Below are 14,635 nucleotides of genomic sequence, written 5' to 3' on the forward strand. Positions count from 1 at the left end.
CAGGACGTCGCTCGGGTCTCAGGACGTCGCTGCGGGATCCGGGGTCGCTGCGGGTGTCGGGTCCGTCTGCTCGGGCACGCCGGGGAACGCCTGCACGGGCGCGCCGGCCGCGCGGGCGCGCTCCACGGCGACCCGGAGCTCGTCGAGGTAGGGCTCCCGCGCGCCGGCAGGGACCTGCGCGAGCGCGGCCGCGGCGGCCTGCCCGATCCCGGCGTGCACGCCCCGCACGAGCGCGGCCAGCGCGGCGGGCGCGTCCAGGTCGGCGGGCAGGGCGTACTGCGCGAGCCGTGTCTCGTCGGGCGTGCCCGAGATCCCGGCGGCGGCGGCCCACTGCTCGGCGCGCGTCCGCTGCGCGCGCGCCTGCGCGAGGACCGTCGGGCGGGCGTCCTTCGCGCCGCGCGCGGCGACGACCTCGAGCGCGAAGCCCGCCTCGTCGTGCGCGCGGGCGAGCGGGCCGCCGACGACGGGCGGGACCTCGGCGGGCACGACGAGCTCGTCGGGGACCCCGGGGCGGGGGAGTCCTCGCCGAGCGCGATCGCGAGCCGCAGCGCGAGGTCCCCGCGCGCGACGGCGACGGACCCGACGACGCGCGCGAGCGGACCGTCGTCGGTGGTGCTCGCGTCGGTCCGGGCGGTGGCGGTCGTCGTGCCCAGGAGCGCGAGCACGTCCTGCGCGGTCGTCGTGGCGGTCGTCGGGCTCGGCGTGGGGCTCGGCCCGCTGTCCGCGTCGACGATCCCGGACTCGTACTCGCCGCCCAGTGCGGCCGCGTGCCGCGTGCTCACGTCCGCGACCTGCGCGAGCAGGGGCGCGACGGCCTGGTCCGTCGTCACGGCGAGCGCGCCGTCCGCCGCGGCCTCGAGCGCGAGCGCGTCGGCGACCGTGCGGCCGCGGACCTGCTCGACCGCGTCCGGCGACGGCTCGACGGGCGGGGGCGTCTCGAGCCGGATCCCGCACCCGCTCAGCGCGAGCACGGCGAGCACGGCGAGGGTGGCGAGCGGGTGCCGACGCGCCCGGACGCGCGTGATCCTCGCCACGCGGGAGGTGGACGGGACGGGCGGGATCGCGGTGCTCATCGCGGGCGATCCTGCCACGCGGACCCCGCCGGCCGGGTACCGGCCGTCGCGTGCCCGCGACAGTCGTTACCCTGGGTGCCACAACTCGAGGGCCCCGGCCCCGTGCACACGAAGGAGGCGGTCATGGTCGCAGCCGCATCCGCAGCCGGACCCGCGCAGCGGGTCAGGCAGGTGCTCGACCCCGTGGTCGCCGCCTCCGGTCTCGTGCTCGAGGACGTGCGCGTGCGCCGCTCGGGCGGCCGGCAGGTCGTCGAGGTCCTCGTGGGCCCGGACGAGCACGACGAGCGGGACGTCGACCTGGACCGTGTCGCCGAGGTGACGCGCGCCGTGTCCGACGCGCTCGACGCGTCCGACCCGGTCGCCGGCGAGTACACGCTCGAGGTCGGCTCGCGCGGCGCGGACAGCCCACTGACCGCCCGCCGGCACTTCGTGCACGCGGTGGGCCGCTCGGTCCGGGTGCGACGCCGGGACGGCGAGGTCGTGGCGGGTCGGCTCACCGACGTCCAGGACGACGACGCGCTCGTCGTCGTCCCCGTCACCCCCGGGCTGAAGGGGCGGCCGCCGCGTGTCGGCGCCCCGCTGACGATCGCGCTCGACGACGTCGCGGACGCGCGCGTCGAGGTGGACCTGTCGGGGCTCGGCCCCGACGACGACGGCGCGGACGACGCCGGACGGGAGAGCTGATGGACATCGACATGCAGGCCCTGCGCAGCCTCGAGCGGGAGCGGGAGATCAGCCTCGACGTGCTGGTCGCCGCGATCGAGCAGGCGCTGCTCTCCGCCTACCACCGCACGCCGGGCGCGCACCAGCGCGCCCGCGTCGAGGTGGACCGCCGCACGGGTCACGTCACGGTGTGGGCGCGCGAGGCCGCGCAGGTCGACGACGACGGGCACGTCCTGGCCGAGATGCCGGAGTTCGACGACACACCCTCGGGGTTCGGCCGCATCGCGACCGCCACCGCGCGCCAGGTCATCGTGCAGCGCCTGCGCGACGCCGAGGACGACCAGGTGCTCGGGACGTTCCGCGGCAAGGAGGGCGAGGTCCTCGGCGGTGTCATCCAGCAGGGCCCCGACCCGCGGGTCGTGCTCGTGGACGTCGGCGGTACCGAGGCCGTCCTGCCCGCGCACGAGCAGGTCGCGTCCGAGACGTACGTGCACGGCGAGCGCATCCGCGGCTACGTGCTCGAGGTCGCGCGCGGTGCCCGTGGCCCCCAGGTGACGCTGTCACGCACGCACCCCAACCTCGTGCGCAAGCTGTTCGAGCTCGAGGTCCCCGAGGTCGCGGACGGCACGGTCGAGATCACGGCGCTCGCCCGGGAGGCCGGGCACCGCACCAAGATGGCGGTCCGCGCGACCGTGCCGGGCGTCAACGCCAAGGGTGCGTGCATCGGTCCGATGGGCGGCCGCGTGCGCGCGGTCATGGCCGAGCTGCGCGGCGAGAAGATCGACATCGTCGACCACAGCGACGACCCGGCGGAGATGGTCGCGCACGCGCTGTCGCCCGCGCGGGTGATCTCGGTCACGGTCGTCGACCCCGACGCGCGGGCCGCACGGGTCGTCGTGCCGGACCACCAGCTGTCGCTCGCGATCGGCAAGGAGGGCCAGAACGCGCGTCTGGCCGCCAAGCTCACCGGCTGGCGCATCGACATCCGCTCGGACGCCGAGGGTGACGAGACCGGTGCCGCGCCGGCCGCGGACCGCGCCGCCGCGCGCAACCCGGACGACGCGGGGTGACCCGCGGGGGTAGACTCACCGTGGCTGGGCCGGACGCCCGGCAGTCCCCGCACGCCGACGCGACCGTCGGCACGCAGTCCGTGACCTCCTCAGCACGCCGAGACGTCCGTCTCACGAGGAAGGCCGCGGGTGCGCCGGTCCGCACGTGCGTGGGGTGCCGAGCCACCGGCCTCAGGTCCGCCCTGCTGAGGGTGGTCGCCGTCTCGGAGGGCGCGGGTCGACCCGCGCTCGTCGTGGACGTCGCCCGCCGGATGCCGGGCCGGGGTGCCTGGCTGCACCTCGATCCTGGATGCCTCGAGCTCGCGACGCGCCGACGCGCGTTCGGCAGGGCCCTGCGACTGCAGGCCGCGCCGGACGTGGCTGCGGTGCGGGAGCACCTCGAGCACCAGCTCACGGCGTCGGGAGCACCGACGTCGACCGTCGATGAAGGAAGCGGGTTGGAAGCCGATGGCGACCCGATGAGCACGCACCGATGAGTGCCTCGCGATGAGCACCCAGCAGATGCGCACGCGCACCCAGCACTAACGACGGTCCGACCCTGTCTCGGGCGGACCGAGACAGGAGAGAAGTGGCCAAGCTTCGCGTCTACGAGCTCGCGAAGGAGCTCGGGGTCGACAGCAAGACCATCATGACGAAGCTCACCGAGATGGGTGAGTTCGTCCGCTCGGCGTCCTCGACGATCGAGCCGCCGGTCGTGCGCAAGCTGCGCGACACGTACCCCGCTGCCGGCGGTGGCGCCGCGCAGCCCGCGGCGCGCCCCGCGCCGTCCCGACCCGCCGCGCCGGCACGTCCGGCCGCTGCGGCACCCGCCGCGCCCGCTCCGGCGGCACCCGCTGCGGCGGCGCCCGCTCCCGCGGCACCCGCCCCGGCCCGCCCGGCCGCCCCGGCCCCGGCTCAGCCCGCGGCTGCGGCACCCGCCCCGGCGGCACGTCCGGCGGCGCCGGCGCCCGCCGCCAAGGCGCCCGCGCCCGGTGCGAGCCCCGCCCCGCGTCCCGCGGGTCAGCGTTCCGGTGCGCCGGGTGGCGCACGTCCGGGTGCGCCGCGTCCCGGGGCCCGTCCCGGCAACAACCCGTTCGCGCCGTCGCAGGGCATGCCCCGCGCGGGTGGTGGCGAGCGTTCCGGTGGTCCGCGTCCCGGCGGTCCGCGTCCGGGGAACAACCCGTTCGCGCCCTCGCAGGGCATGCCGCGTCCCGGCGACCGGCGTCCCGAGGGCGCTCCCGCCGCAGGTGCGGGCGACCGCCCCGGCGGCCCGCGTCCCGCGCCGCGTCCGGGTGGTCCGCGCCCGAACCCGGGCATGATGCCCGGCCGTACCTCGAGCGGCGTCGGCCGCCCCGGTGAGCGCCCCGCGCGCCCCGGTGGCGGTGGTGCCGGCGGGGGTCGCGGCGGCTTCGGCGGTCGTCCCGGTGGCGGCGGCGGTGCACCCGGCGGCGGCGGCGGTTTCGCCGGTCGTCCCGGTGGCGGCGGTCGTCCCGGCGGTGCCGGCCGTGGCTCGACGCAGGGTGCCTTCGGCCGCGCAGGCGGTCGTCCCGTGCGTGGGCGCAAGTCCAAGCGGGCGAAGCGCCAGGAGTTCGAGGCGATGCAGGCCCCGTCGCTCGGCGGCGTGCAGGTCCCGCGCGGCAACGGCAAGACGGTCGTCCGCCTGCGGCACGGCTCCTCGCTGAACGACTTCGCCGACAAGATCGACGCCAACCCCGCGGCGCTGGTGACCGTGCTGTTCCACCTCGGTGAGATGGCGACGGCGACGCAGTCGCTCGACGAGGACACGTTCGGCACGCTCGCGGCGGAGCTCGGCTACGTCATCGAGATGGTCTCGGCCGAGGAGGAGGACCGCGAGCTGCTCGGGGCCTTCGACATCGACCTCGAGGCGGAGGAGGCGGGCGAGTCCGACGAGGACCTCGCGCCGCGCCCGCCGGTCGTCACCGTCATGGGTCACGTCGACCACGGAAAGACCAAGCTCCTCGACGCCATCCGCTCCACGGACGTCGTCGCGGGCGAGGCCGGCGGCATCACCCAGCACATCGGTGCCTACCAGGTGGTCAAGGAGCACGAGGGCGTCGAGCGTCCCATCACGTTCATCGACACCCCGGGTCACGAGGCGTTCACCGCCATGCGTGCCCGCGGTGCGCAGGTCACGGACATCGCGATCCTCGTGGTCGCGGCCGACGACGGCGTGATGCCCCAGACGATCGAGGCGCTCAACCACGCGCAGGCGGCCAACGTGCCGATCGTGGTCGCGGTCAACAAGGTGGACAAGGAGGGGGCCAACCCCGCCAAGATCCGCCAGCAGCTCACCGAGTACAACCTCGTGGCCGAGGAGTACGGCGGCGACACGATGTTCGTCGACGTCTCCGCGAAGCAGGGTCTGCACATCGACCAGCTCCTCGAGGCGGTCCTGCTCACGGCCGACGCCGCTCTGGACCTGCGGGCCAACCCGGACAAGGACGCGCGAGGCGTCGCCATCGAGGCGAACCTCGACAAGGGCCGCGGCGCGGTCGCGACCGTGCTGGTCCAGTCCGGCACGCTGCGCGTCGGCGACGCGATCGTCGCCGGCACGGCCTACGGCCGCGTGCGTGCGATGTTCGACGAGCACGGCGAGACCGTCGTCGAGGCGGGCCCGTCCCGTCCGGTGCAGGTGCTGGGCCTCGCGTCCGTCCCGTCCGCGGGCGACACGCTGCTCGTGGCTCCCGAGGAGCGCACGGCCCGTCAGATCGCCGAGAAGCGTGAGGCGGCCGAGCGTGCCGCGCTCCTGGCCAAGCGCCGCAAGCGCATCAGCCTCGAGGACTTCACGCAGGCGCTCGCCCAGGGCAAGGTCGAGACCCTCAACCTGGTCATCAAGGGTGACGTGTCCGGTGCCGTCGAGGCGCTCGAGGACGCGCTGCTCAAGATCGACGTGGGCGAGGAGGTCGACCTGCGCGTCATCCACCGCGGTGTCGGTGCGATCACGCAGAACGACGTCAACCTCGCGACCGTCGACTCGGCGATCATCATCGGCTTCAACGTGAAGTTCGCGGAGCGCGTCGAGGACCTGGCCGACCGTGAGGGCGTCGACGTGCGCTTTTACTCGGTCATCTACCAGGCGATCGACGACGTCGAGGCAGCGCTCAAGGGCATGCTCAAGCCGGAGTACGAGGAGGCGCAGCTCGGTACCGCCGAGGTGCGCGAGGTCTTCCGCTCGTCGAAGTTCGGCAACATCGCCGGCTCGATCGTCCGCTCGGGCGAGATCCGACGGAACTCCAAGGCGCGTGTGCTGCGCGGTGGCAAGGTCATCGCGGACAACCTCACGATCGAGTCGCTCAAGCGGTTCAAGGACGACGCCACCGAGGTCCGTGAGGGCTACGAGTGCGGTATCGGCCTCGGGTCGTACAACGACCTGCAGCTCGAGGACGTCATCGAGACGTTCGAGATGCGGGAGAAGCCGCGGGTCTGAGCCCGTCGGTCGGGTGTGGTGTGCGCGCACGGCACGGCCGTGCGCGCACACCACACCCTCCTGGCCGTCGCCCCACGCGGGTGACGGCCGGGGGCTGGTCCTAGCGGAAGGAAACTCTGGTGGCTGATACCGGACGGGCGCGCAAGCTCGCCGAGCGGGTGCAGCAGGTCGTGGCGCAGATGCTGGACACGCGGATCAAGGACCCGAGGCTCGGGTTCGTGACCGTGACGGACGTGCGTGTCACGGGCGACCTGCAGCACGCGGACATCTACTACACCGTGTACGGCGACGACGACGCCCGCACGGGCAGCGCGGCGGCGCTGGAGTCGGCCAAGGGCGTCATCCGCTCCGAGGTCGGCAAGCAGACCGGGGTGCGGCTCACGCCGACGCTCGCGTTCCACCTGGACGCGGTGCCCGAGACCGCGGCGCACCTCGAGCAGGCGCTCGCCGACGCCGCGCGTCGCGACGCGGAGCTCCAGGCGCTCGCGCGGTCGTCGTCGTACGCCGGTGAGGCGGACCCGTACCGTCGGCCCGCCGACGAGGACGACGAGGACGACACGCGCGGCTGACCGTCCGTGCACGCACGACGAGGGCGCCCCGAGATGCTCGGGGCGCCCTCGTCGCGTCTCGCCGTCAGCGTGCGGCGAGCGTGGGCTCGGCCGCGGCGGCTGCCGGGCGTTCCGGGTGCGGGTCCGTGTCGAGGTCCAGGTCGGAGCGGCGGTCGTCCGGCGTGACCACGTCGACGTCGGGCGTGATGCGGCCCGTCGCGCGGGGCATGAGCGCCGCGACCACGGCGCCGAGTCCGACGACCGCCGCGCCCACGAACGCCGCCGGGCGCAGGCCCTGTGCGTACCCGTCGGGGGTGAGCGCGCCGCCCGCGGCCTGGAAGACGGCGACGACGACGGCGACACCGACGGCGCCGCCGACCTCGCGGATCGTCGCGTTCACGGAGCTCGCGGTGCCGTGGTCGTCGGACACCATGTCGGCGAGCACCGCGGTGGCGGACGGTGCGAACGTCAGGCCCATGCCGATGCCGGCGAGCGCGAGACCCGGGACCAGGTCGGCGTACACGGTCGCGTCGCCGATCACCGCGGCCTGCCATGCGAGGCCGACGGCCTGCAGCGCGAGCCCCGCGGTCAGCAGGGGGCGTACGCCCAGCCGGGGGGCGAGCAGGCCCGCGAGCGGTGCGACGAGCATGGGTGCGGCGGTCCAGGGGAGTGTGCGGATACCGGCTGCGAGCGGGCTGTACCCCATGCCGATCTGCAAGTACTGCGAGAGCACGAACACGGTGCCGAACACGCCCACCGAGAAGAGGAACGCGCTGCCGTTGGCGACCGAGAACGAGCGCACGCGGAACAGACCGAGGGGCACCAGGGGATGGTCGGTGCGGGCCTCGCGCCGCAGGAAGCCGACGAGCAGGACGACGCCGGCGACCGTGGCGCCGACGATGCGGCCGGAGCCCCAGCCCTCGTCGTTGCCGTTGACGACCGCCCAGACGAGCGCGAGCACACCGGCCGCGGCGAGCAGCAGCCCGGGCGCGTCGATGCGCTGCGCGCGTCCGGACGACTCGGGGAGCACGCGCAGGACGAGCGGGACCGCGACGAGCGCGACCGGCACGTTGATCCAGAAGATCGCCTGCCAGGATATGCCGTCGACGACGGCGCCGCCGATCACGGGGCCGAGCGCGACCCCGAGGCCCGACACGGCACCCCACACGCCGATCGCCATCGCACGCCGCGCGGGCGGGACGGCGGCGGCGAGGAGTGTGAGCGACAGCGGCATGACAGCGGCGGCCCCGGCGCCCTGGACGGTGCGGGCGGCGATGAGCAGCTCGGGGGTGGTGGCGAGCGCGGACGCGATCGAGGCGAGCGCGAACAGGACGATGCCCCCGACGAACACGCGTCGCCGTCCCAGCCGGTCGCCGAGCGTCGCGGCGGCGATCATGAGCGACGCGAACGCGAGCGTGTACGCGTTGACCATCCACTGCAGCTCGGTGAGGGAGGCCGACAGCTCGGTGCGCAGCACGGGCAGGGCGGTCGTCATGACGAGGTTGTCGAGCGTGGCCATGAACATCGGCAGCGATGCGGCGAGCAGTGCGATGCCGGTGCCGGCGGTGCGCCGCCGCGCCCCCGTGCGGGCCGGTCCGGGGCCGGGCGGTGGCCCGGCGGTCAGGTGCGTGGTCATCGGATCTCCCCTGCGGGTCCGGCCGGGGTCGGACCCCCGGACTGCTTGTTGGCATTGAGTGATTACTAACAAGAGGGACCGTAGGCATCGGCTGATAACCTGTCAAGATGACCAGCGAGACGCACGAGCGGGCGACGGAGCCCGGACGCGGCACCCGGATGTCCGGCGACGAGCGGCGCGAGCAGATCCTCGGCGCAGCCCGCCGGGTGTTCGCCGAGGGCGGCTTCGCCGCCACGACGGACGAGGTCGCGCGCGCCGCTGACGTCTCCCAGCCCTACGTCGTGCGGCTGTTCGGGTCCAAGCGGGACCTGTTCCTCGAGGCGTACCAGCAGGCCGCGGACCGCGTCGTCGGCGCGCTCACCGTCGCGGCGCGCGAGGACGACCCCAAGGAGGCCATGGGACGCGCCTATCTCGAGCTCATCGAGGACCGCGACCTGCTGCGGCTGCTCATGCACGGGTTCATCGCGAGCGCCGACGAGCAGGTCGGCCGCGCCGCGCGGCACTGCCTGGGCGAGGCGTACCGCCTCTACGTCGACGCCACCGGTGCGACGCCCGACGAGGCGCGCCAGTTCGTCGCGTTCGGGATGCTCCTCAACGTGCTCGTCGCGACCGACGCGGAGGCGCACCCGGGCGAGGACCCGGGCATGGACGGGCTGCTCGAGTGCGTCGCCCTGACCGCTCACCGCGCGGCGGGTGGCGCGTGAACGCGGCCCGGACGGACGCGCACGAGCAGGCGCGGGCACGCCGCGCCGCGCAGGGGGAGCGGCCGCGTCGCAGGCCGACCGCGGCCGACGGGTTCGTCGTCGTCGACAAGCCCGCCGGGTGGACGAGCCACGACGTCGTCGCGCGCATGCGGGGGATCGCCGGCACGCGCAAGGTCGGGCACGCGGGCACGCTCGACCCGATGGCGACCGGCGTGCTCGTGGTCGGCGTGGGGCGGGCGACGCGCCTGCTGACCTACGTCGTCGGCGCGGACAAGGAGTACGCGGCGACGGTCCGCCTCGGGATCGCGACGACGACCGAGGACGCCGAGGGCGAGGTCACGGGAGCCGACGACGCCGCGCACCTGACGCGCGCGCAGGTCGAGGCGGCCGCCCGGACGCTCACCGGCGAGATCCTGCAGGTCCCGAGCGCGGTGTCCGCGATCAAGGTCGACGGCGAGCGGGCGTACGCGCGCGTGCGGGCCGGTGAGCAGGTGGAGCTCCCGGCGCGGCCGGTGACGGTCCACGAGCTCGTCGTCGGCGATGTGCGCGCGGCCGAGGCCCAGGGTGTGCGGGTGCTCGACGTCGAGATCCGGACGGTCGTCTCGTCGGGGACGTACGTCCGGGCGCTCGCCCGGGACCTGGGTGCCGCGCTCGGCGTGGGAGCGCACCTGACCGCGCTGCGACGCACGCGCGTGGGCGGCTACACGCTCTCCGCGGCCCGCACGCTGGAAACGCTCGCGGCGTCACCCGACGACGTCCCGGTCGAGGTCATGCCGCTCGCGGACGCGGCGCGCGCGACGTTCCCCGTGCGGCTGGTCGACGAGGCCGAGGCCAGGGCGCTCGGGTACGGCCAGGCGCTGCGGGCTGACGCCACGACCCGTGACCCGGACGCGACCGTCGCGGCGATCGACCCCTCGGGGCGGCTGGTCGCGCTGCTGCGCCTGCGGGACGGCCGCGCGCGCCCGGTGCTCGTGCTCGCAGCCGACTGACCCGCCGGCGCCGGGAGGTCGGCCACGGACGACTCGTGCGGAGGTCACCGATCCGGGTGACATGCGTGCTGACGTCGCGCTTCGAACCGGTTCGGGTGCTCGGAACCGGTTCCGTACGCCTGGTTTGAGCTGTACCGTCCCCCTGGCGACGATCGAGGGTGGTGTCCGGCTCTCGTGGCAGCGCCCTGTGGCCATCTGGCCCGGCTTCGAGGAGACGACGTGGTTTCCTGGTCCAGTCGCCGTGCACGCACGGCTGTCCTTTCTGCAGGCCTGACGGCCGCAGCCCTGGTCGCCGCGACGGTCGTCGCGCCGGCCGCCCTCGCGGACCCCGTGGGGTCGACGCACGACTTCGAGTCCGGCGCGCAGGGCTGGCACAGCTACGGCGGCGCCTCGACGTCGTCCGTCGTCGACGGCGAGTTCTGCGTCGTCGTCCCCACGGGGACGAAAGACCCGTGGACCGTCGCCGCGCAGCACGACGGGATCACGTTCGAGGCGGGCACCACCTACACGGTGTCCTTCACCGCGCACGCGACGCAGGACGTCTCGGTCAACCTGCGCGCGGGCATCGGGTGGCCCGACGACGTGGCGTCGACCGTCGCCCTGACCTCGCAGGAGCAGGAGTACTCGTTCACCTGGAACCCCGAGTTCAGCGGCGAGGGCAACCTGTCGTTCCAGCTCGGCGCGCAGGCGGCCGACTACACGTTCTGCCTCGACGACTTCGAGCTCGCGGGCGACGCCGAGCTGATCCCGGACACCAGCTTCGACGGTGTGCTGCCCGAGGGGTGGAGCGCGGCCGGCTGGACCGTGACCTCCGAGCCGGGCGAGGGGGAGCCGCTGTGCTTCGAGGTCCCCGCGGGCTCGGGGCAGTACGACGGCCTCGTGCTCAACGGCCTGCCGATCGAGGAGGACGCCAACTACCGCCTCACGTTCACGGCGAGCGCGAGCAACGCGGCGACGATCCGCACGATCGTCGGCGAGAACGCCGTGCCGTGGCGCGCGGCGTTCGCCGACAACACCCAGCTGTCGACCGAGCTCACGGAGCACGAGCTCGCGTTCACCTCGCCCGTGACGTTCCCGGCGCAGTCCGACGACCCGGCCGTCGGTGTCGGGCAGGTCGCGCTGCAGATGGGTGCCCGCGGGGACTTCACGTTCTGCATCACGAGCCTGTCGCTCAAGAAGGTCGCGACGCCCCCGCCGCCGTACGAGCCGGACGTGCGCGGACCCGTGCGCGTCAACCAGCTCGGCTACCTGCCGGACGGGCCGAAGAACGCCACGGTCGTGAGCGACGCCACCGAGCCGCTCGAGTGGCGGCTCGAGGACTCGTCGGGCGCCACCGTCGCCTCGGGTGACGCGACGCCCGCCGGGCTCGACCCCTCGTCGCAGCTCACCGTGCAGACGATCGACTTCTCGTCGTTCCGCACGGCCGGCACCGGGTACACGCTCGTCGTGGGCGAGGACCGCAGCGACCCGTTCGCGATCGCGAAGGACCTGTACGCGCAGCTGCGCTACGACGCGCTGAACTACTTCTACCCCGTGCGCTCGGGCATCGCGGTGGACGTCCCCGACGACCGCTACGACCGTCCCGCCGGCCACGTGTCCGGGCCGGACGGCGAGGTCAACAAGGGCGACCTCGACGTCGCGTGCCTGACCGCGGCCGAGGACGGTGCCGCGTGGTCCTACGGCACCTGGACGTGCCCGACCGGCTACTCGCTCGACGTCGTCGGCGGGTGGTACGACGCAGGTGACCACGGCAAGTACGTCGTCAACGGCGGCATCGCCGTCGCGCAGCTGCTGAGCATGTACGAGCGGTCGCTGCACTCGCCCGACGCCGCCCGCGGCGCCCTCAAGGACGGCACGCTCGACGTGCCGGCCGACGAGAGCGGCAACGGCGTGCCGGACGTGCTCGACGAGGCCCGCTGGGAGCTCGAGTTCTTCCTCCAGATGCAGGTGCCGACCGGCTCCGGCATGACGGTGTCCGCGACCGACAAGCGCTCGCTCGACGGCCTCGTGCACCACAAGATCCACGACGTCGGCTGGACGGGCCTCGGCCTCCTGCCGTCGCAGGACCCGCAGGAGCGCCGTCTGCACCGGCCGTCGACGGCCGCGACGCTCAACGTGGCGGCGACCGCCGCGCAGGGCGCGCGACTGTTCGCGAAGTACGACAAGGCGTTCTCCCAGCAGCTCCTGAGCGTCGCGCGCAGCACCTACGCCGCCGCGAAGCGGGTTCCCGACCTGTACGCGCCGCAGTCCGCGGGGCAGAACGGTGGCGGCCCGTACGACGACACGGACGTCAGCGACGAGTTCTACTGGGCGGCCGCCGAGCTCTACCTCACGACGGGTGAGAAGACGTTCGAGACCGCCGTACAGAGCAGCCCGCTCGCGACGAGCGACATCTGGGCCCGCTCCGGGTTCTCCTGGGGGAGCGTCGCGGCGCTCGGCCGGATGGACCTCGCGACCGTGCCCAGCAAGCTGCCGACCCGCAAGGCCGTGCAGGCGTCGGTCGTGACCGGGGCCGAGAAGATCCTCGCCTGGCAGCAGGCCGAGGCGTTCGGCACGACCTACCCGGGCGACGCCGACGGCTCGTACGTGTGGGGCTCGAGCTCGTCCGTGCTGAACAACCAGGTCGTGCTCGCCACGGCGTACGACCTCACGGGTCAGGCGCGGTTCGCGAACGCGGTGCTGGAGTCGATGGACTACCTGCTCGGGCGCAACGCGCTGAACATCTCCTACATCACCGGGTACGGCACCAAGTTCTCCTCGCACCAGCACAGCCGGTGGCTCGTCCCGCCGCCGCCGGGGACGATCGCGGGCGGCCCGAACTCGCAGAGCAGCACGTGGGACCCGGTCATGAACCGGCTCTACCCGCCGGGTCACGACTGCGCGCCCCAGCTCTGCTACGTCGACGACATCGAGGCGTGGTCGGTCAACGAGCTGACCATCAACTGGAACGCCCCGATGTCCTGGGTCGCGTCGTTCGTCGCCGACCTCGGCGTGAGCGGGGTCCCGACCGCGCCGGTCGTGACCAAGCACCCGTCGGACGTCTCGGCGAAGAAGGGCACGTCCGTGGCGCTGCGGGCGACCGCGAGCGGCAAGCCCGCGCCGTCCGTGCAGTGGCAGGTGCGTGACGCCAAGGGTCGCTGGGTGGACGTGCCCGGCGCCCGGACGACGACCCTGCGGATCGTCGTGACGCCGGCGACCGACGGTGCGCAGTACCGCGCGGTGTTCCGCAACGCGTCGGGTACGGCCACGACCGACGTCGCACGGGTGACGGTGCTCGCCGGCCCCAAGGGCCCCGGCCCGAAGGGTCCGGGTCCCATCCCGTGGCCCGGTCGCGGGTGACCTGACGGCACCTGACCGCAGCGGCCCGCCGCACCAGACGCGACCCCGCCACCGACCCGTCCAGGTGTCGGTGGCGGGGTCGCGCCGTGGTACGTGGCCGCCGAGGGCCGTGCCGCGGTGGCATGATCGGCGCGTGCATCGCTGGTCCGACCTCGCCGACGTCCCCGCGGACGTCGGTCCCACCGTCGTCACGCTGGGCAACTTCGACGGCGTCCACCGCGGTCACGCGAACGTCCTGCGGCGCATGGCCGCGGACGCGCGCGCCCGGGGCTGGTCCGCGGTGGCCGTGACGTTCACGCCGCACCCGCTGCAGGTCCACCGGCCGGACGACGCGCCGCCCCTGCTCACGGGCGACGAGGACCGGCTCGACCTGCTCGAGGCGACAGGGCTCGACGCGGTGCTGCTGCTGCCGTACTCGCTGCAGTTCGCGCGGCAGAGCCCCGAGGAGTTCGTGCGCACGTACCTCGTCGACGGGCTGCACGCGCGCACCGTCGTGGTCGGGCGCGACGTGCGGTTCGGCTGGCAGAACTCGGGCGACCTGTCGACGATGGTCGACCTCGGGCGACGCCACGGGTTCGACGTCGAGGTCATCGACGACATCACGCCCGACGACATCACGTCCGACGAGGGCGGCCCGGCCGACGACGCGTCCGGCGGGGCGCGCCGCTGGTCCTCGACGTGGGTCCGTGAGGCGCTCGCGGCCGGCGACGTGGAGCAGGCGGCCCTCGTCCTCGGGCGCCCGCACCGGTTGCGCGGGATCGTCGTGCACGGCGACGCCCGGGGCCGCGAGCTCGGCTTCCCGACGGCCAACCTCGCGCAGGACGCGGTCGGCATGGTCCCGGCTGACGGCGTGTACGCCGGCTGGTTGCGGCGCACGCGTCGCGCGGACGGCACGCCGGTCGACGAGGTGCGCCTGCCCGCGGCGGTGTCGATCGGCACGAACCCGACGTTCGACGGGGTGCAGCGCCGTGTCGAGGCCTACGTGCTCGACCGCACCGACCTCGACCTGTACGACGACGAGGTCGTGCTCGACCTCGTGGCGCGACTGCGCCCGACGCTGCGGTTCTCGTCGGTCGACGAGCTGCTCGACCAGATGCACGCGGACGTCGAGCGGGTCCGCGAGGTCCTGGCCTCGGACGACTGACGAGGATCTTCGGACGAAAGCCTCAGGTCGGCGCCCCGACCT

11 protein-coding genes are annotated in these 14,635 nt (G+C 74.2%); 9 read left to right on the forward strand and 2 right to left on the reverse strand.

The window, feature by feature from the left end; genetic code table 11:
* Positions 1 to 18 precede the first annotated feature (18 nt).
* Complete coding sequence (locus CBP52_RS17465) at positions 19 to 486, reverse strand: DUF4439 domain-containing protein (RefSeq protein WP_157732485.1); 468 nt, start codon at positions 484 to 486, stop codon at positions 19 to 21.
* A 710-nt stretch (positions 487 to 1,196) separates the two neighbouring features.
* Between CBP52_RS17465 and rimP the strand changes: the two genes are divergently transcribed.
* From rimP to rbfA, 5 genes are all read left to right on the forward strand, one after another.
* Entirely contained in the window at positions 1,197 to 1,757 is a 561-nt protein-coding gene (gene rimP, locus CBP52_RS02895) for a ribosome maturation factor RimP (protein WP_094182090.1), read from the forward strand.
* Positions 1,757 to 2,806 carry a transcription termination factor NusA gene (nusA, locus tag CBP52_RS02900; RefSeq protein ID WP_094179752.1) on the forward strand — a complete coding sequence of 350 codons (1,050 nt, stop codon included), beginning with the start codon at positions 1,757 to 1,759 and terminating at the stop codon, positions 2,804 to 2,806. The genes rimP and nusA overlap by 1 nt, the downstream gene beginning before the upstream one ends.
* A 191-nt stretch (positions 2,807 to 2,997) precedes the next feature.
* Positions 2,998 to 3,282, forward strand: coding sequence for a YlxR family protein (locus CBP52_RS02905; RefSeq protein WP_369826278.1), 285 nt, complete (start codon positions 2,998 to 3,000; stop codon positions 3,280 to 3,282).
* Positions 3,283 to 3,374: 92 nt separating this feature from the next.
* Positions 3,375 to 6,233: a translation initiation factor IF-2 gene (gene infB / locus CBP52_RS02910; RefSeq protein ID WP_094179753.1), complete on the forward strand. Its 2,859-nt coding sequence runs from the start codon at positions 3,375 to 3,377 to the stop codon at positions 6,231 to 6,233.
* Between the two features lie 119 nt (positions 6,234 to 6,352).
* A complete protein-coding gene (gene rbfA, locus CBP52_RS02915) occupies positions 6,353 to 6,802 on the forward strand; it encodes a 30S ribosome-binding factor RbfA (RefSeq protein WP_094179754.1) in 450 nt (149 codons plus the stop codon).
* A gap of 64 nt (positions 6,803 to 6,866) precedes the next feature.
* On the opposite strand, the gene CBP52_RS02920 is transcribed toward rbfA, so the two are convergent.
* The gene (locus tag CBP52_RS02920; protein WP_094179755.1) at positions 6,867 to 8,417 is read right to left on the reverse strand and encodes a DHA2 family efflux MFS transporter permease subunit; all 1,551 of its coding nucleotides are present in this window, start codon (positions 8,415 to 8,417) and stop codon (positions 6,867 to 6,869) included.
* A gap of 107 nt (positions 8,418 to 8,524) precedes the next feature.
* On the opposite strand from CBP52_RS02920, the gene CBP52_RS02925 reads away from it, so the two are divergent.
* The 4 genes from CBP52_RS02925 to CBP52_RS02940 all read left to right on the forward strand — a co-directional run bounded on the left by CBP52_RS02925 (position 8,525) and on the right by CBP52_RS02940 (position 14,593).
* Positions 8,525 to 9,121: a TetR/AcrR family transcriptional regulator gene (locus CBP52_RS02925; RefSeq protein ID WP_232514627.1), complete on the forward strand. Its 597-nt coding sequence runs from the start codon at positions 8,525 to 8,527 to the stop codon at positions 9,119 to 9,121.
* Positions 9,118 to 10,110 carry a tRNA pseudouridine(55) synthase TruB gene (gene truB, locus CBP52_RS02930; RefSeq protein ID WP_094179756.1) on the forward strand — a complete coding sequence of 331 codons (993 nt, stop codon included), beginning with the start codon at positions 9,118 to 9,120 and terminating at the stop codon, positions 10,108 to 10,110. The genes CBP52_RS02925 and truB overlap by 4 nt, the downstream gene beginning before the upstream one ends.
* Before the next feature lie 219 nt (positions 10,111 to 10,329).
* Complete coding sequence (locus CBP52_RS02935; RefSeq protein ID WP_157732486.1) at positions 10,330 to 13,449, forward strand: glycoside hydrolase family 9 protein; 3,120 nt, start codon at positions 10,330 to 10,332, stop codon at positions 13,447 to 13,449.
* 133 nt (positions 13,450 to 13,582) lie between these two features.
* Positions 13,583 to 14,593, forward strand: a complete 1,011-nt coding sequence (locus CBP52_RS02940; RefSeq protein WP_094179758.1) for a bifunctional riboflavin kinase/FAD synthetase — start codon at positions 13,583 to 13,585, stop codon at positions 14,591 to 14,593.
* Positions 14,594 to 14,635: the final 42 nt, after the last annotated feature.

The sequence above is a fragment of the Cellulomonas sp. PSBB021 genome (assembly GCF_002240455.1).
In the GTDB taxonomy this organism is placed as follows: domain Bacteria; phylum Actinomycetota; class Actinomycetes; order Actinomycetales; family Cellulomonadaceae; genus Cellulomonas; species Cellulomonas uda.